Origin of the sequence: Aeribacillus sp. FSL K6-2848, assembly GCF_038004325.1 — a bacterium.
Lineage (GTDB): Bacteria > Bacillota > Bacilli > Bacillales > Aeribacillaceae > Aeribacillus > Aeribacillus composti.
On the sequence record NZ_JBBOQQ010000001.1, the window covers coordinates 2137472 to 2158283 of the forward strand.

Below are 20812 nucleotides of genomic sequence, written 5' to 3' on the forward strand. Positions count from 1 at the left end.
AAAGACTTGCGTCAATTATCTTAATTGAACCGCCGTATACGGAACCGTACGTACGGTGGTGTGAGAGGACGGGGGTTAGTCACCCCCTCCTACTCGATTTGTAGTAAAAAGTGGTACTTGAGTTACTTTAAGGGCTAAATCTGTTGCTGTTGTTCCATTAGGCAGCTCGCCAACAAGTCTTACTCTGATGACCGTGACAGAGCCAGAACTATGAGAGTTCGTACTAAAAACTGGCCAACTTCACTGTCCTTATCAGAATCTGTTTTAAAATATTGGAACCATGAGATCGTGTATAAGAAAAGTGAATCGATAAGGTTATGTGAAGATTTCTACAAATCATTGAAGAGGAATGAATAATTGGCAAAGTGTAATGGCATTCGTAGTTAGAATGGAAAAAATTTTTTATCAATTCAGCTGTGAAATTTTCCATAATCACGCACAGTTTGAAATATGGGCGCAGTTTTATAAGGTGACGTTTTCAATTTGCCGAATCATTCCACATGATTGTTCCAAAACGGCTTTGGCGAATTACGGCAGTATGTAAAAGTCAATCCATTAAGACAGAAGCAGGTAAGTTTCTGCTTTTTTTTAGTTTTATGACAATATTCGACAACATTTTTTTGTCTATTATGTATATTTTGGACTAGAAAGAGTCAATAGAATAAGGGAGAAAAGTCCTACTTGATTTTAAGCTTTGAAATTCAAAATGCATTACAACAAATTTGAACGCATGAGAAAAGCTGGGAAAGCTAATGAAGAAACGTTTATAAACATTTAATCAGTAAATTTCTTGAGGGTGCAATTTAAAAATGTGCAGCTACAAAATTTTTTTCGAGCAGATCATTCAAAACTGTATTAGTAAATTGACTTATTATCTATTACATTAACGATCATCATGGATACAGTGTTCGTTTTCAAAAAAAAGGAGTGGGAAGTATTAAAAAAGATCTTTCATCGCTTAAGAAGGTTAACTTAAAATGATGAGAAAGCTTTTTGTTGCGATCACCGACGAATTACTAGTTGGCAAATTATAAGAATTAATGCTTCGGCTAAATGAATAAAGCTTGATTAGAGTTATATTTTTAACATTTGTCTTTTTGAGCTAAAACTAACATTATCATGAGTGTATTCGGCATTATCAGGACTTTTAGAAATAATTTTAGGTTTATATGAGTAAAAAAAGCGTTAATAGGTAAGACGATACCCTTTATAAATGTTTTTTGGCATTGGGAATCGCTTCAAGGTAACTGATTAAATATTCATTCGTATTTAGTGATTAATTGTGACAAAGATTAAAAATATAAATTTCAATAGCTTGGGAGGTTAATATGGGAGATGTTCAATCAAAAACAGTCAATGCTTTTTGTCTTTTCCTTGTAACGATTCACTTGCTTATTCTCTATTCGTTCGTTTTTATGACAGACAAATTAGATACTAGGCTTGGGCAAATGGGTTCTCTGATTACATTAGTTTTAGGAATAGTCTTTTGTTATCAGTCCTTTAAAATTAAATCCCCGTTTAGATATATTTTGCTAATAACAACGGCTTTTGTATCAATTTTAGCAGTACTAGTATTGCTGATATTCTTAATTGCTTGTTTTTAAAAGAAGGATTATGCACTCCTTTATATTGTTTCAACAATTTATGCTGAAAAAAAAAACAATACGATAAGAATTGAAAGAAATCAATAAAGCAGTCTGCAACAGCATACAGTAGATGCAGCAAGGAAGGGGAATACAATGAATACGAATCTTTTCTATACATTCCTTCTTTTATTCTTGTTTGCCTTGTTAGCAAGATGGTTCAAATCGAAAGAAGCGGAATGGCTTGGATCGCTTGGAGAATATAAAGTCCGAAAAGAAATAAATAAGATAGAAGAATCGTCTGAAAAATACAAATCTTTTCATGACTTGTATATTCCGAAACAAGATGGCTCCACTTCGCAAATAGATCATATTATTCTTTCTGATTATGGGTTGTATGTGATTGAAACCAAAAATTACAGCGGTTGGATTTTTGGTGATGAAACGTCAAAATATTGGACACAAGTCATTTACAAACGAAAAGAAAAATTTCTTAATCCAATTTTTCAAAATAAAGGTCATATCAAGGCGTTAAGAAACTGGCTTGGGGAGGAGTTTGCACATATACCAATTCACTCGGTCGTCGTGCTTCTGCCGCGGGCAAAGTTCAAATCAGAAATTCATTTTTCCAATGCATACGTTATTTATCCAAAACAGCTGAAACAAGTGCTTGAGCAGCATAGAACAAGCGAGATCGACGGAGAAACAAAACAACAGTTGATTCGAAAATTAGAAACTGTCATTGCCAAGAACAAGCAGCAACAAAAAGAAATAAAAAAGCGGCATGTACAAACGATTCAAACAAATAGAAAGCAGGAGGATCGATATATTCAGCAAAACCGCTGTCCGAAATGCGGCAGCGCTCTAGTAATCAAAAATGGAAAATATGGAAAATTTAAATGCTGCAGCACCTATCCCAAATGCAGGTTTACACAAAAGATTCGCTAATTTTCTCTGTTGTAGAATAATTGTGGGAGCAATTGTACTCCCATGAAATATGAGTTAAATTCCAACTTCTGTGTGTGAACTCGTTTTATGGTTGGCTAACGAAACAATTTTTTGCAAGGAGCAAAAAAGTTACATGTTATTAACATAAGAACTACCATTTAATCATTTACTCTCGTAAAGCTGCCCTTGCTGCATCCATATATTCAATCCTCTGCAGGCGCGATCATAAATCTTTTGTTGTTCATCAAATGCAGTTGGGACGTTTTCTAATCCCAAAAATACCTTGATACGCGTAATATTTAATTTTGTCAGACTGTCGATGTGTAAACGTGACGAAACTCCTCGAATGCTATTTATGTATGAGTGGAATGTAAAAATTTGTTCCATTAACAAAAATGTTTTTTATTTACAATTAACATTTGACAATTCTTAGTAAATCGTTTATAGTAAATTTAAACTTAAGATCAAAAGGGTGAACTGACCTAATGAAGTACTAATCCTATTTATGAAAGGTTACAATTGAAGGCTATGTTTAGCAGACAATCTCTGCTGTGTTTGCAATGACTTCAATTGTCGTTTTTTCAGAATAGGATTGGTCTTCTATAGGTGGATCTAAAAGAATAGTTTCTTTTTGGTGTGCCCCTAAATATTTATGCCTCCTATTCTGAATGTATATAGGAGGCATTTTTTTGTCTCCTAAGTTAGTACAAAGGAGATGTTCATATGCTCTTATTAGAAGCTCATCATATAAAGCACTATGTACAGGATCGTTTATTACTAGATGTGGATCGATTGGAAATCCATCAAAAAGATCGAATTGGATTAGTTGGTCGAAATGGAAGCGGGAAAACGACGTTACTTCATATTTTAGCTAAAAAAATTTCTTCAGAGGAAGGGAGCGTTATTCAACATACTCAATGTGGACTTTTGCCGCAGTTTAAACGAACTGATACAACAAAAAGCGGTGGTGAAGTGACGCAAGAATATATTCAAAAAGCTTTTGTGAAAGATCCAGAGCTTTTACTTGCAGACGAACCAACGACAAATCTCGATACAGACCATATTGAATGGTTAGAAAAGAAACTGAAAGAGTGGCAGGGGGCATTTATCATTGTTTCACATGATCGCGAATTTTTGGATGCTCTTTGTACGACCATATGGGAAATCAATGAAGGAAAGATTAAGGAATATACAGGCAATTACAGCGATTATGTAGAACAAAAAGAAGTAGAGAGACGTCAAGAACAGTTAGCGTATGAAAAATACGAGAAAAAGAGAAAGCAGTTAGAAGAAGCATTAAAATTAAAAGAGAAAAAAGCGGAAAGAGCAACAAAGACTCCTAAAAAGGTAAGTAAATCAGAGGCGAAAATTACTGGAGCGAAGCCGTACTTTGCCAAAAAGCATAAGAAGCTGCAAAAAACAGCGAAAGCCATTGAAACGAGATTAGAAAAACTTGAAAAGGTAGAAAAAGTGAAAGAACTCCCGCCGCTTAAGATGAACTTGCCGAATGCAGAAGCGTTTAAAAATCGAATTATCTTACGTGTAGAGGATGTAACAGGCAGGATTAGCGAACGTGTACTTTGGAGCAATGCAAGCTTCTATGTACGCGGTGGTGATAAATTAGCGATTATCGGTCCAAATGGAAGTGGAAAAACGACGCTTGTAAAAAAGATCATCAACGAAGAGCCTGGCATTACACTTTCCCCGGCTGTGAAAATGGGGTACTTTAGCCAAAATTTAAATATTTTAGATGTGGAAAAATCTATTATTGAGAATGTCCAGTCTTCTTCTAAACAGAATGAAACACTTATTCGGACGGTTCTTGCGAGAATGCATTTCTTCAGAGATGATGTCTATAAGCCTGTAGAGGTTTTGAGCGGCGGTGAGCGGGTAAAAGTTGCACTGGCAAAACTATTTTTAAGTGATATCAATACGTTAATTTTAGATGAACCGACGAATTTTCTTGATACGGAATCTGTTGAAGCATTAGAGTCTCTTCTAAAAGAGTATGAAGGAAGCGTGATCTTCGTCTCCCACGATCGCCGATTCATTGAAAATATCGCTACACGAATTTTGGCAATACGTAATCAAAAGATTGCACTTTTTGAAGGAACCTATCAGCAATATAAACATGCTCAACTGCAAAAAACTCGAGACACTGCAAAAGAAAAACGTCTCTTACTCGAAACAAAAATATCAGAAGTACTAAGTCGCTTAAGTATCGAACCATCTAAAGAATTAGAAATGGAATTTCAAAAACTTTTACGAGAAAAAAGGGAATTGGACAAGTTTGAATAATTGCGAAGAATTCTTTTTTGAACCAAAGGTAATTTCGATGTATAGCTTTTATTTAAAGAGCAATACCAATATCATCTTGGACAGTTGAGCAAAAAATACAGAAAAGATTTTACAGGAAGTGATGAAACTGCTTGGATCACGATCATTTAAAGCTTTTAGAATGATCACGTGTATGTGTTAAGCACAAAATGCTGTCACAAACTTCAGGTATTATTGTTTTCTAAAGGGATCAGGATGGTGGGAGAATCAGCAAGTTAAAAGGAGATTAATGGACAGCTTCTTCAAGAAAATGTTGTATAAAAGCGGAATAATTGCTAGTTTTCTTTGACTTTTTCAGATAAGATCTCTATAATAATCGGTGTACTGAAAATTTAAAGGAGGATTATTAAAAAGTGTATTCTGTCAGATTGCGTTTCCCAGCTTTGAACTAAGTAATTAAATACGTTCAAAGGCTCTGCTTGTGAATGCAGAGTAATGGGAGCAGTCTGTCCTTTTTTAATAATCTTCATTTCATATAGAAAATATGTAATATGAAGACAGACGGGTCTCGTCTGTCTTTTTTATATATGTATAATTATCCTTCTTTTATTTAGCAAAAGGAAGGTTTATCCCGCTTTAACGGGCAATAAGTCCCCGCTTCAAGGCTAAAGCTATAATAATAAGTCTAAGTGGGGAATAACTGCCCGTAAAAGCCCGATTGGTTTAGCTAACCATCAGTGGGGATGAAGGCCGATTAAAAACGCAGCGTCATCATTTCTTCATCGGCACTAGCACATGTCGCCTACTGATGGAAGTTTCACTTTATTTGGTGACGGCTTCAAATAGCCCCGTAATTTAAATAAGGATGGGTCTTCTTCCCTTTACTCTGAATCACAGGCAGATCGCCTGTGTTTTTTTATTTTGAAAGGGAGAGATCACATGACCAAAAAAATCAAAAGTGCAGAACTTGTTAGTGAATTTGTAGCGGCATTCAGATGTCCACTCTGTAAAAGTTCGATGAGGGTTGTTGATTTGAAAAGCCTAATATGCTCTAAAAATCATACTTTTGATTTCACTAAACAAGGATATGTAAACTTGATGACTCGTTCCTCTACTAGTCATTACAAGAAGGAATTGTTTGAAGCAAGACGCAAAATCATTATGGAAAGCGACTTATACACATTCGTGCATGAAGCGATTGCAAGGTCGATAAAGGAGTATATGGACGTTTCTTTTAAACCTTTAATGGTTGCAGATGTAGGGTGCGGAGAGGGCTCCCATTTACAAAGGATTTTGGACGAATGTAAGGTTTCGGCAATGACTGGGATTGGTCTTGATATTTCAAAGGAAGGCATTGCCATGGCTGCGAAGAGATACGAAAACCAAATTTGGTTAGTAGGTGACTTGGCAACATCACCGCTTGCGGATCAATCGTTTCATGTAATTCTAAATATCTTATCTCCTGCCAATTACAAAGAATTCAAGAGGATATTAGTTGAAGATGGACTTGTCATTAAAGTTATTCCTCGTCCTCATTATTTGAAAGAGCTGAGAGATGAACTATTTGATCACAACGAAAAAAAGGTCTATAAAAATGATCAAACAGTGTCGCTTTTCAAAAAACATCTCCATCTACTGGATGTGCAGCATTTATGTTACACAAAGAACCTTAATAAAGCTGATCTTAAACACTTGGTGCAAATGACCCCGCTAGCATGGTCTGCGGATAAAGGGCGTATTGATGCGTTTATAAATCGGGATTCGGCTGAGATCATGGTGGATTTGGAAATTTTAGTAGGCGTAAAGAAAACATCTGCAACAAGAATGGGGGCTGCGAATCATGGAAAAAGTATTGATTGAGTTAAATAATATTGAAGTTTCATTTTCCGGCCAACTTGTATTAAATATTCCTCGACTGGCCGTACACCAATTTGATCGTATCGGGATTGTCGGAAAAAACGGGGCCGGAAAGAGTACGTTGTTGAAGCTTTTGGCAGGCCAAATTACGCCTGATAAAGGTCAAGTACATCGCTTTGCCGATTTTGTTTATTTTGATCAGCTGTCAAGACCGGTTAAACGTGAAATCGATTATAAATTGCTAGGAAGGTTGTCAATCCCGCAAACAGAAGTGAAAAATTTAAGCGGCGGAGAACAAACTCGTTTGAAATTAGCGGAAATTTTCTCCACCTATCATGAAGGTTTATTAATAGACGAGCCGACAACACACTTAGATGAGGACGGTGTACAGTTTTTCATTGATGAGCTAAGTTATTACTATGGCGCGCTTGTTCTTGTAAGCCATGATCGCCATGTGCTAGATGAACTCGTTACAAAAATTTGGGAGGTAGAAGACGGGCGTGTAACGGAATATACGGGGAATTATTCAGACTACGCAGAACAAAAAAAGCTCGCTCGGAATAGACAGCTTAAAGAGTACGAAAAATACGTGAAAGAAAAAACGCGTCTTTTAAAAGCAGCTGAGGAGAAAATGAAAAAGGCTGAAAAAATTACTCAGCCAAATAAACGTATGTCAAAAAAGGAAACAAAAGCAAAGGCAAATAAAATGTTTATGACGAAATCAAAGGATACAAGCCAAAAGGCGATTCAACGTGCAGCAAAAGCGATTGAGCAGCGTGCGGAGCAACTCGAAGCAGTAGAGGCGCCAAAAAAGGAACAAACCCTTTATTTTCCTCAGTCAGCTGCTCTCAAGCTGCACAATAAGTTTCCCATTATGGCGGATCGATTGACGCTTAAGGCAGGAAATAAAATTCTGCTTAAAGAAGCCAGTTTCCAATTCCCATTAGGGAGCACGATCGCTATCACAGGAAAAAATGGTTCAGGGAAAACAACACTCCTTCGTCATATCATCCAGCAAGGGGAAGGAATTATTCTTTCTCCGAAAGCTGTCATCGGATCATATAAACAAATGGGCTATCAATTTGAAAAGAACGAAACAGTAGTTTCATTTATGAAAGAACGAAGCGACTATCATGAAAGTAAGATTCGTGCAGTTCTGCACGCAATGAATTTTACAGGAAATGATTTAGAAAAGAACGTCCGAAATTTAAGCGGTGGCGAAGCTATCCGTCTAGTTTTGTGTCAACTATTTTTAGGAAGATACAATATACTGATTTTAGATGAACCGACCAATTTTTTGGATGTTTTTTGTATTGAAGCGTTAGAGCGTTTTTTAAAAGGATATGAAGGAACTGTTATCCTCGTATCGCATGATCGCATGTTTATTGATCGTGTCGCAGATCATATATATGTCATGGAAAACCAACAATTGAAGCTAAGAAACTGAAGCAGGGAAGACGTTCCTGCTTCTTTTTTTATAAGAATCCTTTTTAGGCGGGTGACTTTTTAATAAGAAATTGTATAGTGTGAACGCTTATTTTTTAAAAATAGAACTATGTGCTAAATGAACATTGAAACAAAATAATGAAAATAATTAAACAAGAAGGTAAAGGAAAAATGGAAGTTTAAGGAGAAGAAAAAGGATTAAAAACAGAGAATTCTTTAAAGGGCATCAAACAGAAGCATTCACTCTAGAGCAAACAATCAAAATAAATTTGCTATTTACTGATTGTTAAAGTTTTTAATAAAAATGTTATGTTAACTGTATGGTGAGTCGGGATACAACCAAAGATTCCAGCCCTTTGTTTCTTTGTGATACAGTTAGAAAAAGAGGATGGGTGATTGGGAATCATTCATTTTTCCATTGGTCATGTTTGCTTTTCTTATTGCTTTTACACGTGCAGTGTTCTTTGTAGTCAAATCATTAGTCATGAGCAAAAGTTCAGCACAAATTGATAAGAAGCTGGATAGAATCATTGAACTGTTAGAGAAACAAAGCAAAGGATAACCTATTCTTTTAGACGGTTTAAGGAGGCCGTTTTACAACATAGAATTAGACAAAAACTAACCTAAAAACATTGTGTCTGAAGGGGAACGATTGCCTTCAGGGAGATTTCAAGAAGTACCTACTTATCCAACGGCACTCAAATGTATTCCGATCCTGCGGCACGAACATTGTATCTGTACCAATGGATGAATTTGGAATGAGAATTTATGAAACATGCAAACTTAGATTAATACATACTATTCCGGAATTTTTTTAAGTCAGGAAAGAAGAAAAAAGCAACTATTAACTCTTGTGCGAAGATATCAAACGATTGTTTTATAAGAGAGAACAAATCAAAGCAATATCTGTGTCTTCTTGATCAGTCTCTTATCTACAACACTCATCTGGCAGCCCGATGTATCATGCCTTGATAGCGATGGTTAGATTTAAAAAATCCTAAACGGTACTGCACAGGCAAACTAAGGAGTTCAGTAAACGCTTTCGAATAAAAAATTCTTCTGTACAAAAAAAGAAAATACCCACAAAATTTTGACTCAATCTTATTAAACGAGGATTGACATTTGGGGCATTTATTACGTATTTTATAGATAACAGCTATAAAATATTTAACTTTTCTGAAAATTGTGTTAATATAAGCTGATGAAGGAGATTTTCTATGGCAAATAAAACTTTAAAAGAAAGAATTATCGATACGGCTCTGCATCTTTTTGAACAATACGGCTATCATGGGGTTACTGTCGATCGGATTGTCACAGAAATCAACGCATCAAAAGGCGGCTTTTATCATAATTTTAAATCAAAAGATGAACTTCTTTATCACATTCACGACGTGTTTATCACCTATGTGCTCAACAAGGCACAGGCGGCCTATGAAAACTACAAAACCCCAACAGAGCGTTTATGTGCTATTATTCAATCATTTGTAAAAGTATTTCATTTATATAAGCCGCATATAACGGTGTTTTATCAAGAAAGCAATTATTTAAAGCCGGAGTATGCACAAAAAATTAATGAAAAACGTGATGAGTTTAAGCAGGTGATTTTTCGGGTCATTCGCGAAGGAATTGACGCAGGCGAGTTTCGCCCAGAGCTTTCAGTGGAAATTACAGGAATGACGATTATTGGCATGGTGAACTGGACGTATAAATGGTATAAGCCGGAAGGGCCGATGACAATCGAGCAAATTGCCGACTATTTTATTGATTTTATTTTGCATTCTGTCCTTACAGAAAAGGCTAAGCAAAAGGCGGAAAATATCATTTATTTCATCAAAAGCAAGCAGGCTTCGCTTCAATCATTTTAAAATTTAAAAAATGATTTTTAGTTAACGTAAATTTTTCATGAAAAACAAACCGACTAGTCGGTTTTATAATAATATGTTAGAAATGGGGGAGAGAGCATGAATTTTGAACTTACAAAAGAGCAACAGATGATTAAAGAAATGGTAAGGGAGTTTGCTGAGAAGGAAATTGCACCAAACGCAGCGAAATGGGATGAAGAAGCCTATTTTTCCATCGAAATATTCAAAAAGATGGGAGAGCTAGGGCTATTGGGAATCCCGTTCCCAGAAGAATATGGCGGAGCTGGTGGCGATACGATTTCATATGCTGTTGCTGTAGAGGAAATTGGCCGCGCCTGTGGCGGAACAGGTCTTAGCTATGCTGCTGCTGTCTCATTAGGTGCAAGCCCTATTTACTATTTTGGTACAGAAGAGCAAAAGCAAAAGTGGCTTGTTCCGATGGCAAAAGGAGAGGCGTTGGGAGCGTTTGGGTTAACTGAACCGAATGCCGGTTCAGATGCTGGCGGAACCCGAACGAGAGCGGTGCTTGACGGAAATGAATATGTGATTAATGGAGAAAAATGCTGGATTACGAATGCAGGGCATGCAAGACAAGTGATTGTCACCGCAGTGACCGGAAAGGATGACAAGGATAAAAACATCATCTCTGCTTTCATTGTTCCAACAAACGCTCCGGGATTTACGATTCAATGCAATTACGACAAAATGGGTGTCCGTGCCTCGAATACGTGCGAGCTTGTGCTTGAAAATGTACGCGTGCCGAAAGAGAACATATTAGGGGATCCGGCAAAGGGATTTAAGCAATTTTTATATACTCTAGATGGCGGTCGCATTTCGATTGCTGCTCTTGCCGTTGGCATCGCTCAAGCCGCGTTTGAGAAAGCGCTTCAATATGCGAAGGAACGGAAACAATTTGGCCAATCCATTTCTAAATTCCAAGCGATTCAATTTAAGCTTGCCGATATGGCGATGGAAATCGAATTAGCCCGCAGCATGGTGTATAAAGCGGCCTGGCTAAAAGATCAAGGGAAACCGTTTACAAAAGAAGCCTCTTTCGCTAAACTGTTCGCTTCTGAAGCTGGCTTCCGCATATGTAATCAGGCAATTCAAATTCATGGAGGATACGGGTATATGAAAGAATATGGGGTCGAGCGCCATTTGCGCGATATTAAGCTCATGGAAATTGGTGAAGGCACATCAGAAATTCAGCGGCTCGTTATTGCCCGTCAGCTTGGATGTTAAAGGACAGAAAAATGGAGAGGATGAAAATTTATTCAAACAAAGGAGGCGCACGTTATGACGGAGATGTTAGAGGTTACGGTTGGCAAACTATTAGAAGAAAAAGCGAATGCTTATCCAGAGCATGAGGCTGTTGTGTATGCAGATCGCGGACTTAGAATGACATACAGGCAGTTTGATGAATATTGTCGTCTTGTTGCTCGAAGCTTCATGAAACTGGGCATTCAGTCAGGAGAGCATATTGCAATTTGGGCAACCAACACTCCTGAATGGCTGGCATGCCAGTTTGCTACAGGCAAAATGGGGGCTGTACTTGTGACGGTCAACACGAACTACCGTACAGCTGAATTAGAATACTTATTGAAGCAATCAGATTCCACGACCCTTCTTTTAATCGAACAATATCGCGATACCTCTTACATTGACACGATCTATGAGATTGCCCCGGAGCTGTACGAATGTCAGCCAGGACAGCTGAAGGCGAAGCGTCTTCCACGTCTAAAAAATGTCATCGTTCTTGGTGATAAGCGTTACCCTGGCACATATACATGGAATGATCTTTTGGCGATGGCTCAAGATACCGCTGAAGATGAACTCGATCAACGAATGAACTCCCTTGACCCGCATGATGTCATCAACATGCAATACACTTCAGGAACGACAGGATTTCCAAAAGGAGTTATGCTCAGCCACTACAACATTATCAACAACGCCTACAATATTGCTCAATGCATGAAACTCACGAAAGATGATCGTTTATGTATTCCTGTGCCATTTTTTCACTGCTTTGGCTGCGTGCTTGGCGTCTTAGCATGCGTCTCTGTCGGTGCTACGATCGTACCAATACAAGAATTCAATGCTACCCAAGTGCTTCAAACGGTTCAAGATGAAAAATGCACCGCTTTACATGGTGTGCCGACCATGTTTATTGCTGAGTTGAACGATCCTGATTTCGAAAAATACGATCTGTCTTCATTGCGGACAGGAATTATGGCGGGATCAAATTGTCCAATTGAAGTAATGAAGGCGGTCATCGAAAAAATGGGAGCTAAAGAAATTACGATTGCTTATGGACAAACTGAATCTTCGCCTGTCATTACTCAGACGAGAACGGATGATCCTATTCATTTGCGCGTCGAGACAGTCGGGCGTGCTCTTCCAAACGTTGAAGTCAAAATAGTCGAACCAGGCACAAACAAGGAAGTACCGTGCGGTGTGCAAGGAGAGCTATGTACGCGAGGCTATCATGTCATGAAAGGATATTATAACAATCCGGAAGCGACGAAAGAAGCGATTGATGAGGAAGGATGGCTCCGTACAGGCGACTTAGCAATAATGGATGAAAATGGATATTGCCGCATTACTGGAAGACTAAAGGATATGATCATCCGCGGCGGAGAAAACATTTATCCACGGGAAATTGAAGAATTTTTATATCAGCATCCGAAAATTCTAGATGTTCAAGTGGTCGGTGTACCTGATGAAAAATACGGAGAAGAAGTAATGGCGTGGATTATTTTAAAACCAGGGCAAACTGCGACGGCTGAAGAAGTTCAAGAATTTTGCCGCGGAAAAATATCGCGTCATAAAATCCCCCGTTATATTGAATTTACCGATTCGTATCCGATGACAGCATCCGGAAAAATTCAAAAATTTAAATTGCGCGAGCAGGCTAAACAAATTCTTAGTACAAAGACAACCCATGAATAGGAGGAGTTGCATGTTTAAAAAAGTGTTAGTGGCCAATCGGGGAGAAATTGCAGCTCGAGTCATTCGAACGTGCCGGCGGTTAGGAATTCAGACAGTAGCCATATACTCAGAAGCAGATGCTGATTCGCTCCATGTAAAATGGGCAAACGAAGCTTATTTAATTGGAAAGCCGCATGTCAGTGAAAGTTATTTGAATATTGACAAAATCATTGAGGTTGCAAAAGCGACGAAAGCGGAAGCGATTCATCCAGGATATGGTCTCTTGTCGGAAAACCCGACATTTGCGCACCGTTGTGAAGAGGAAGGAATTGTATTTATCGGACCGAATGCTGATGTTATTGCGAAAATGGGAAGTAAGATTGAGTCGCGGAAAACAATGTCAGAAGCAGGCGTGCCGATCGTCCCCGGCATCTCCTTTCCGCTTCAAAATGTCGAGGAAGCAGCAAGCACAGCAGCGACGATCGGTTATCCTATTATGTTAAAGGCGTCTTGCGGCGGTGGCGGTATCGGAATGCAAATCGTCCATAATGAAGAGGAATTGCACAAAGTGTTTGAAGGCAACCAAAAGCGGGCGACTTCTTTCTTCGGCGATGGGGCGATGTATTTGGAAAAGTATATTCAGAATCCGCGCCATATTGAAGTTCAGCTTCTTGCTGACCACTACGGGAATTATGTGTATTTATGGGAACGTGAATGTTCGATTCAGCGGCGTCACCAAAAGGTGATTGAAGAAGCTCCTTCTCTGTTTTTAGATGAGCAAACAAGAAAAAGAATGGGGGAGACAGCCATTCAAGCTGCCCAATATATCGGTTATACAAATGCAGGAACGATTGAATTTCTTGTTGATGAACAGAAAAACTTCTACTTTCTTGAAATGAATACGCGTCTTCAGGTAGAGCATCCAGTAACTGAGGAGATCACCGGTCTGGATCTTGTTGAAGAGCAGCTGCGCATCGCTGCCGGGGAAAAGCTCGGCTATAGCCAAGATCACATCCAGCGTCAAGGGCATGCCATCGAGGTGCGGATTTACGCAGAGGATCCAAAAACATTTTTTCCATCCCCCGGAACCATTACTGCGCTTCAATTACCGGAGGGAGAGCATATTCGCAATGAAACAGCAGTTCAAAGCGGAATGGTCGTAACGCCGTTTTATGATCCAATGATTGCTAAATTAATTGTAAAGGGCGAAAACCGAAAGGAAGCGATTAATCGCATGCTGCAAGCGCTTGGCAGCTATCAAATTGAAGGAATTAAAACAAACATTCCAATGCTAAAAGAAGTGTTGGCACACCCAGAATTTCAAGCGGGACATACAACAACCGATTTTGTAAATCGGCATTTAAGCAGCGTTTCTATCAAAAAATAAGATGTTGATCAAGTCTTCCACTTTTCTTGATTAGAGAGTGGAAGACCTTCAATCTGCAAGTTCAGGAAATGGAGGAGTAAAAAGATGAATCAGATTGTTGCAATAATGGCAGGGAATGTATGGAAAATTGTTGTTTCTGTCGGAGAAAACATTGAGAAAGGGCAAGATGTCGTGATTTTAGAATCAATGAAAATGGAAATTCCTATTGCTGCAGAAGCAAGCGGAATCGTTAAAGAAATTCATGTGAGGGAAGGCGATTTTGTCAATGAAGGCGATATTTTGCTTGAATTTGAATAAGAGGTGAGGCGCGTGGGCAACTGGCCTAAACACGTTACGATTAAAGAGGTAGGGCCTCGTGATGGGCTGCAAAATGAAAAGACAGCCATTGCGACTGAAGATAAAATTGCTTGGATCAATCAGCTTTCCAAAACAGGGTTGACGTACATTGAAATAACATCATTTGTTCATCCAAAATGGATTCCGCAGCTAGCCGATGCGCTAGATGTTGCAGCAGGAATTGAACGAGCTCCTGGTGTTACTTATGCAGCGCTTGTTCCGAATCAAAAAGGGCTTGAAAATGCTTTGACGACTCAAGTTGATGAAATCTCTGTATTTATGTCTGCAAGCGAGACGCATAATCAAAAAAATATTAATAAATCAATCTCAGATACCTATCCTGTCTTAACAGCTGTTGTTCAGGAGGCAAAGCGTGCTAAGAAAACTGTTCGCGGCTATCTTTCAACGGTTTTCGGTTGCCCTTATGAGGGGGAAGTTTCCATTGAGCAGGTAGCTGCTATATCAGAGCGGTTGTTTGAAATGGGAGTGGATGAGCTTTCTTTAGGTGATACGATCGGTGTTGCTACCCCTCGCCAAGTGGAAGCTGTGCTCAACTCGCTTCTAAAGAGATTCCCGAAAGAAAAGCTATCCATGCATTTTCACGATACAAGGGGAACAGCCTTAGCCAATGTGCTGCTTTCATTAGAAATGGGGATTACGACTTTTGACAGCTCGCTTGGTGGACTGGGCGGCTGTCCGTATGCACCGGGAGCTTCCGGAAACGTAGCGACTGATGATTTATTATATATGCTTCATGGCATGGATATTGCTACAGGCATTGATGCTGGGCGGTTAACGGAGGCAGCGCTATTTATTCAAAATAAAATCGGTCGAGCGCTCAATAGCCATTATTTGCAAACCGTTGATCCTTGTTTGTCCTAATAAAGGAGAGTGATTAAATGGAATCTTCTATTCTCTATGAGGCGGCGAATGGAGTGGCAGTGCTGACTTTGCATCGCCCGCAAGCAGTCAACGCTTTGTCTACAGCGCTGTTAATGGAGCTGAAGCAAAAGCTTGGGCAATTAAGGTTTGATCGCTCGATCCGTTGTGTGATCGTAACAGGAAGTGGAAAAAAAGCATTTTGTGCTGGTGCTGACTTAAAAGAACGTGCCAGTATGACTGAAACAGAAGTGAGAAAAACCGTTGCGCTGATTCGCGAGACGATCAATGAATTTGAACAGCTTCCAGCACCAACTATTTGCGCGATTAATGGCGTTGCATTTGGCGGAGGCCTCGAATTGGCGTTAGCTTGCGATATCCGTATTGCCTCTGATCATGCTCAGCTTGGATTAACCGAAACGGCGCTTGGGATTATTCCAGGTGCTGGCGGAACTCAGCGTCTCCCGCGTTTAATCGGAAAAGGCAAAGCAAAGGAGCTCATTTTTACGGCTAAACGGCTAACGGCAGCGGAAGCAGCCAGCATCGGAATAGTAGAATATGTTGTGCCGTATGAGCAGTTAATGGAAAAGGCAAACGAACTTGCCGGACAAATAATTCAAAATGCGCCGATTGCTGTTGCCCAAGCTAAAATAGCCATTAATCGAGGTCTGGAAGTCGATTTATATACAGGTTTGAAGCTGGAGCAGATGGCTTATGAGATGACAATTCCAACGAAGGATCGTTTAGAAGGGCTGCAAGCCTTTAAAGAAAAGCGGAAGCCTGTTTATAAAGGAGAGTAAAGGAGGAAGTGCAAGTGATCAACGAGCAAGCAAAAACATTGACCGAGAAATTGGCGGAACAAGTCGAAAAAATTGAACAAGGCGGCGCATTAAAGTACCATCAAAAAAATGCGGAGAAAGGCAAGCTATTCGTACGAGATCGTCTAAAGCTGTTATTTGATGAGGGAATGCAATTTGAGGATGCTTTATTTGCCAATTGTCTTGCTGACGGTCTGCCAGCTGATGGCGTGGTAACAGGGATCGGAAAAATCAACGGGCAAACCGTATGTGTAATGGCCAATGATTCAACGGTAAAGGCGGGATCGTGGGGATCACGGACCGTAGAAAAAATCATTCGTATCCAAGAAACCGCAGAAAAGCTTCGGTGCCCGATGCTTTATTTAGTAGACTCGGCTGGAGCGCGGATTACGGATCAAGTCGAAATGTTTCCTGGTCGCCGCGGGGCAGGGCGCATTTTTTACAATCAAGTAAAGCTTTCTGGAAAAGTGCCGCAAATATGCTTATTATTTGGACCATCGGCGGCCGGCGGTGCTTATATTCCAGCTTTTTGCGATATCGTCATTGTGGTCGAAGGAAACGCTTCGATGTATTTAGGATCGCCGCGAATGGCGGAGATGGTGATTGGCGAAAAAGTGACGCTTGAAGAGATGGGTGGAGCGCGAATGCATTGCAGTGTCTCTGGATGTGGAGATGTACTTGTGAAAACAGAAGAAGAAGCCATTCAGTTTGCCCGCAAGTACTTATCTTATTTTCCAGCCAATTTCGCTGAAAAACCGCCAATTGTCGAAGCAAAGCCAGCGAAGAGCTTTGAAAAAACGATTGAGGACATTTTACCCCTGAATCAAAATGCGCCGTTTAATATGTATGACTTGATCGAGCGTTTTATTGATGAAGGCTCTTTTTGCGAAATCAAAAAGCTGTTTGCACCTGAATTGATTACAGGACTTGCTCGCTTGAATGGACAGCCAATCGGTATACTCGCTAACCAGCCGCGCATCAAAGGCGGTGTTCTATTCCATGATTCGGCTGATAAAGCAGCCAAATTTATTACTTTATGTGATGCCTTCCATATTCCGCTTTTATTTTTAGCCGATATTCCAGGATTTATGATCGGCACAAAAGTGGAAAGGGCAGGAATTATCCGCCATGGAGCGAAAATGATTTCAGCGATGTCAGAAGCAACGGTTCCGAAAATTTCTATTATCGTGCGAAAAGCGTATGGGGCAGGTCTTTATGCGATGGCTGGCCCGGCCTTTGAACCGGATTGCTGCTTAGCGTTTCCTAATGCGCAAATTGCCGTGATGGGACCAGAAGCAGCGGTTAATGCAGTCTATGCCAATAAAATTGCTGAGCTTCCTAAAGAAGAACAGGCAGCCTTTATTGAACAAAAACGGGAGGAGTATCGCCGCGATATTGATATTTATCGTTTAGCCTCAGAGATGGTGATAGATGGAATTATCGCTCCAAACCAGCTTCGCGAAGAATTGATTCGTCGCTTTGATGCCTATATGTCGAAATATATCGTCTTTTCGGAAAGAAAGCATGGAGTATATCCGGTGTAATAAAAAAGGTTCTTTGTCAAATATTGGGGTTCAGGCTGCCGCGCTTCGCTTGGTGGCCTTTTCTTCTGGAAAGGGGGTACCTCCCTTTCTAAAAGAAAAGGTAGTGCTAGCCTATATGTCCCTGTTACTAGTAAGAGACGCAAACAGTAAAAATAGAACTGTGTGCTAAATGAACAATATAAAAATAAATTTAATTTACTGTTTTTAAGGAAGTAAACACAAAATCTGAAAAAGGGGAATGCTATAAACCCCCTTTTTCCTCATAATTTGCTATAATTGATGTTAGCTTAAAGAGTAAGGCTGTCAATTAACTCTGAATAAGATTCGCGTTCATTTCACTGTCACAAATTTTTCCTTCGTGTAAATATAAAATTCGATTCCCCAATTTTTTTGCTTCCTCAAGATGATGGGTGACTAATATAATGGGAATGCGCCAAAGCTTATGGATACGTAATAGCTCTTCATGACCTTTTACACGTGTTTGATTATCTAATGCAGAAAAAGGTTCATCTAAAAGCAAGGCATCCGGCTCGGTTGCAATGGCTCGTGCAATGGCGACCCGTTGTTTTTCGCCGCCTGAAATTTCAGACGGATATTTATCTCTAAGGTGTTCAATTCGCAGCTCTTTCATTAAATTTTTGACAAAGCTTTCATTTTGCATGCCATAAGCAATGTTTTTCCAAACAGTCATATGGGGAAAAAGCGCATAATCTTGAAATACATAGCCGATGTTTCTTTTTTGAATAGGAACAAATACTTTCTTATTTTCAAATAAAATGGTGTCGTTTAATCGGATGATGCCAGCAGCAGGTTTGCTTATCCCAGCAATACAATTTAAGATTGTCGTTTTTCCGGAGCCGGAGGGACCAAAAAGGACAACAATCTCATTGGCCACTGAAAATTTTACATCTAATTCAAAATGGGATAGTCTTTTTTGGATTTCAACGATAAGCATAAGAAAAAACTCCTTTAAGTAAGCGACAAATAAGCTCTAAAAATTTTTGAACTTACTATTTTTGTACATGTCTCATCATATTCCTTTTGCTCCACCAATTTAGCCATAAAATAGCGCTAAAGCCAAGGGCAACGATAATGATCACCCAAAATTTTGCCGCTTCCAAATTACCTGACTCCACCGCAAAATAAATGGCTAGAGGAATGGTGTCGGTGACATTCGGAATATAGCCGGCGAGCATGAGAGTGGCACCAAACTCTCCTAACGCTCGTGCAAAGGATAAAACTAAGCCAGCTAACAGTCCTGGCCATGCCAGTGGAAAAGATATCGTCCAAAACACTCTCCATTTCGATGCCCCCATTGTATATGCAGCATTTTCAATATTTGGGTCATACTGCCGAAACGCTGCAGATGCACTTTGATACATTAAAGGAAAAGACACGACGACTGCTGCGATCACAACAGCATACCAAGTGAAAACAATTTGGAAATCAAACCAATCAAGCAGTAATCGACCAATAAATCCGTTTTTACCAAATATATATAATAAACCAAAGCCCACAACTGTAGGCGGAAGCACGAGTGGCAGCAAAATAATCGCTTCTATAATACTTTTCCCTCGAAAGGAGTTACGACTAATCAATCGTGCCAACACAACCCCAGTAACAAATACAATAAACGTGGCGATTGTTGCCGTTTTTAAAGAGAGTATAAGCGGCGAGTAATTCATATTTGTCGTTCACCTTTTCATAAAGTTTCATCATTTTTCGTTATAAATGGTTATAATTATTTTGAACTTTGGAGTAAAGGAAATGGTAAAACAAGAAGTTGAGTCATTTCCATTGAAAAAGAGCGAAACAAAACATGATATAATCAAGATTAGATATAAACTACATAGCCATCTTCTTGTTAAGAAAATAATTAATTTTATTTATATTTAAATATAAATCATTGATACAGAAGTTATCAATACAATATATCAAATTACATTTAATTACTTATAACGAATTTTTTTATGAAGGAGCAAGTAGGTATGGAAAAAAATCTTTCTTATACAACCGAGGAAGTGGCAAACATATTAAAGGTTTCAAAATTAACCGTATATGATTTAGTGAAAAAAGGGTTATTACCTGCTTATCGTGTCGGACGACAAATGCGAATTGATCCTTCCGATCTAGAAGAGTATATAAAAAAGTCAAAAGAAGAACTGCAGCCAAGCTCCGTACAGTCATCAAAAAAAGAAACATCGATTGAAACTCAAGGGTATTTGCAACCTAGACAATTAATTATAAGCGGCCAGGATATGAGCTTAGATATTTTGGCGAACTACTTAGAAAAATCCTCGAAAAGGTTTCGGCCACTTCGTTCTTATGTTGGAAGCTTAGAAAGCCTAATTTCAATGTATCAAGGATATTCAGACATTGTCAGTACACACTTAATCGAAGGAATTTCAGGTGAATATAATGTTCCGTATATCAATAAGATACTAGTGAATTTTCAGTATATCGTGATTCATTTACTAACAAGGAAGGCAGGCTTTTACGTCAAAAAGGGAAACCCGTTGAATATTAAGCATTGGGAAGATTTAAGAAGAAAAAATATAAAAATTGTGAACCGGGAAAAAGGTGCGGGTGCTCGTGTTTTACTAGATGAATGTTTGAGAAAGTATCGCATACCTGTTTCTGAAATTAACGGCTATGACAATGAGGTAACCAATCACGTAAGTGTCGCAAGTGCTATCGCTAAAGGGGATGCAGATGTCGGGGTAGGAATTGAAAGAGGGGCTAACCTAGTTAAAGATGTCGATTTCATTCCGTTAGTTAATGAAAAGTACGATTTGGTTATTTTAAAGAACGATGAAAATAGAGAGTTAATTAGTCAAGTCCTGCAAATTTTAAGATCGGTTCACTTTCAAAACGATTTAAAAGCACTAGGAGGCTATGATTTGTCACAAACCGGACAAGTCGTTTATGAAAGCTGAAATGGATCCAG

At 39.1% G+C, this 20812-nt stretch carries 16 protein-coding genes; 14 read left to right on the forward strand and 2 right to left on the reverse strand.

The window, feature by feature from the left end; all coding sequences use genetic code 11:
* Positions 1–1739: 1739 nt before the first annotated feature.
* From NSS70_RS10335 to NSS70_RS10395, 13 genes are all read left to right on the forward strand, one after another.
* Entirely contained in the window at positions 1740–2531 is a 792-nt protein-coding gene (locus NSS70_RS10335; protein ID WP_340881447.1) for an NERD domain-containing protein, read from the forward strand.
* 723 nt (positions 2532–3254) lie between these two features.
* A complete protein-coding gene (locus NSS70_RS10340) occupies positions 3255–4829 on the forward strand; it encodes a Vga family ABC-F type ribosomal protection protein (protein WP_340881449.1) in 1575 nt (524 codons plus the stop codon).
* Between the two features lie 918 nt (positions 4830–5747).
* Entirely contained in the window at positions 5748–6668 is a 921-nt protein-coding gene (locus NSS70_RS10345; RefSeq protein WP_340881451.1) for a putative RNA methyltransferase, read from the forward strand.
* Positions 6649–8112, forward strand: a complete 1464-nt coding sequence (locus NSS70_RS10350; protein ID WP_340881453.1) for an Msr family ABC-F type ribosomal protection protein — start codon at positions 6649–6651, stop codon at positions 8110–8112. The genes NSS70_RS10345 and NSS70_RS10350 overlap by 20 nt, the downstream gene beginning before the upstream one ends.
* A gap of 387 nt (positions 8113–8499) precedes the next feature.
* Positions 8500–8673, forward strand: coding sequence for a DUF4083 family protein (locus NSS70_RS10355; RefSeq protein WP_094245820.1), 174 nt, complete (start codon positions 8500–8502; stop codon positions 8671–8673).
* A 655-nt stretch (positions 8674–9328) separates the two neighbouring features.
* Positions 9329–9976 (forward strand): TetR/AcrR family transcriptional regulator, encoded by a 648-nt coding sequence (locus NSS70_RS10360; protein ID WP_063389479.1) that lies wholly within the window; start codon positions 9329–9331, stop codon positions 9974–9976.
* Positions 9977–10072: 96 nt separating this feature from the next.
* Complete coding sequence (locus NSS70_RS10365; protein WP_339199900.1) at positions 10073–11215, forward strand: acyl-CoA dehydrogenase; 1143 nt, start codon at positions 10073–10075, stop codon at positions 11213–11215.
* A gap of 54 nt (positions 11216–11269) precedes the next feature.
* On the forward strand, positions 11270–12922 hold the full coding sequence (locus NSS70_RS10370) for an AMP-binding protein (RefSeq protein ID WP_340881454.1): 1653 nt from the start codon (positions 11270–11272) through the stop codon (positions 12920–12922).
* Between the two features lie 10 nt (positions 12923–12932).
* Positions 12933–14288, forward strand: coding sequence for an acetyl-CoA carboxylase biotin carboxylase subunit (locus tag NSS70_RS10375; protein WP_340881455.1), 1356 nt, complete (start codon positions 12933–12935; stop codon positions 14286–14288).
* An 84-nt stretch (positions 14289–14372) separates the two neighbouring features.
* On the forward strand, positions 14373–14585 hold the full coding sequence (locus NSS70_RS10380; protein WP_063389476.1) for an acetyl-CoA carboxylase biotin carboxyl carrier protein subunit: 213 nt from the start codon (positions 14373–14375) through the stop codon (positions 14583–14585).
* Positions 14586–14597: 12 nt separating this feature from the next.
* Positions 14598–15506 (forward strand): hydroxymethylglutaryl-CoA lyase, encoded by a 909-nt coding sequence (locus NSS70_RS10385; RefSeq protein ID WP_063389475.1) that lies wholly within the window; start codon positions 14598–14600, stop codon positions 15504–15506.
* Positions 15507–15523: 17 nt separating this feature from the next.
* Positions 15524–16303, forward strand: a complete 780-nt coding sequence (locus NSS70_RS10390; RefSeq protein ID WP_063389474.1) for an enoyl-CoA hydratase — start codon at positions 15524–15526, stop codon at positions 16301–16303.
* A gap of 14 nt (positions 16304–16317) precedes the next feature.
* Entirely contained in the window at positions 16318–17865 is a 1548-nt protein-coding gene (locus NSS70_RS10395) for an acyl-CoA carboxylase subunit beta (RefSeq protein ID WP_340881457.1), read from the forward strand.
* Positions 17866–18172: 307 nt separating this feature from the next.
* On the opposite strand, the gene NSS70_RS10400 is transcribed toward NSS70_RS10395, so the two are convergent.
* Positions 18173–18820, reverse strand: coding sequence for an ATP-binding cassette domain-containing protein (locus NSS70_RS10400; protein ID WP_340881460.1), 648 nt, complete (start codon positions 18818–18820; stop codon positions 18173–18175).
* 55 nt (positions 18821–18875) lie between these two features.
* Positions 18876–19550: a molybdate ABC transporter permease subunit gene (gene modB / locus NSS70_RS10405; RefSeq protein WP_063389471.1), complete on the reverse strand. Its 675-nt coding sequence runs from the start codon at positions 19548–19550 to the stop codon at positions 18876–18878.
* Positions 19551–19853: 303 nt separating this feature from the next.
* On the opposite strand from modB, the gene NSS70_RS10410 reads away from it, so the two are divergent.
* Positions 19854–20801: a helix-turn-helix transcriptional regulator gene (locus tag NSS70_RS10410; RefSeq protein ID WP_340881462.1), complete on the forward strand. Its 948-nt coding sequence runs from the start codon at positions 19854–19856 to the stop codon at positions 20799–20801.
* Positions 20802–20812: the final 11 nt, after the last annotated feature.

Coding starts and splice junctions, on each gene's coding strand:
- NSS70_RS10335 (WP_340881447.1), top strand. CDS start 1,740: ATGAATACGAATCTTTTCTATACATTCCTTCTTTTATTCTTGTTTGCC.
- NSS70_RS10340 (WP_340881449.1), top strand. CDS start 3,255: ATGCTCTTATTAGAAGCTCATCATATAAAGCACTATGTACAGGATCGT.
- NSS70_RS10345 (WP_340881451.1), top strand. CDS start 5,748: ATGACCAAAAAAATCAAAAGTGCAGAACTTGTTAGTGAATTTGTAGCG.
- NSS70_RS10350 (WP_340881453.1), top strand. CDS start 6,649: ATGGAAAAAGTATTGATTGAGTTAAATAATATTGAAGTTTCATTTTCC.
- NSS70_RS10355 (WP_094245820.1), top strand. CDS start 8,500: ATGGGTGATTGGGAATCATTCATTTTTCCATTGGTCATGTTTGCTTTT.
- NSS70_RS10360 (WP_063389479.1), top strand. CDS start 9,329: ATGGCAAATAAAACTTTAAAAGAAAGAATTATCGATACGGCTCTGCAT.
- NSS70_RS10365 (WP_339199900.1), top strand. CDS start 10,073: ATGAATTTTGAACTTACAAAAGAGCAACAGATGATTAAAGAAATGGTA.
- NSS70_RS10370 (WP_340881454.1), top strand. CDS start 11,270: ATGACGGAGATGTTAGAGGTTACGGTTGGCAAACTATTAGAAGAAAAA.
- NSS70_RS10375 (WP_340881455.1), top strand. CDS start 12,933: ATGTTTAAAAAAGTGTTAGTGGCCAATCGGGGAGAAATTGCAGCTCGA.
- NSS70_RS10380 (WP_063389476.1), top strand. CDS start 14,373: ATGAATCAGATTGTTGCAATAATGGCAGGGAATGTATGGAAAATTGTT.
- NSS70_RS10390 (WP_063389474.1), top strand. CDS start 15,524: ATGGAATCTTCTATTCTCTATGAGGCGGCGAATGGAGTGGCAGTGCTG.
- NSS70_RS10400 (WP_340881460.1), bottom strand. CDS start 18,820: ATGCTTATCGTTGAAATCCAAAAAAGACTATCCCATTTTGAATTAGAT.
- modB (WP_063389471.1), bottom strand. CDS start 19,550: ATGAATTACTCGCCGCTTATACTCTCTTTAAAAACGGCAACAATCGCC.
- NSS70_RS10410 (WP_340881462.1), top strand. CDS start 19,854: ATGGAAAAAAATCTTTCTTATACAACCGAGGAAGTGGCAAACATATTA.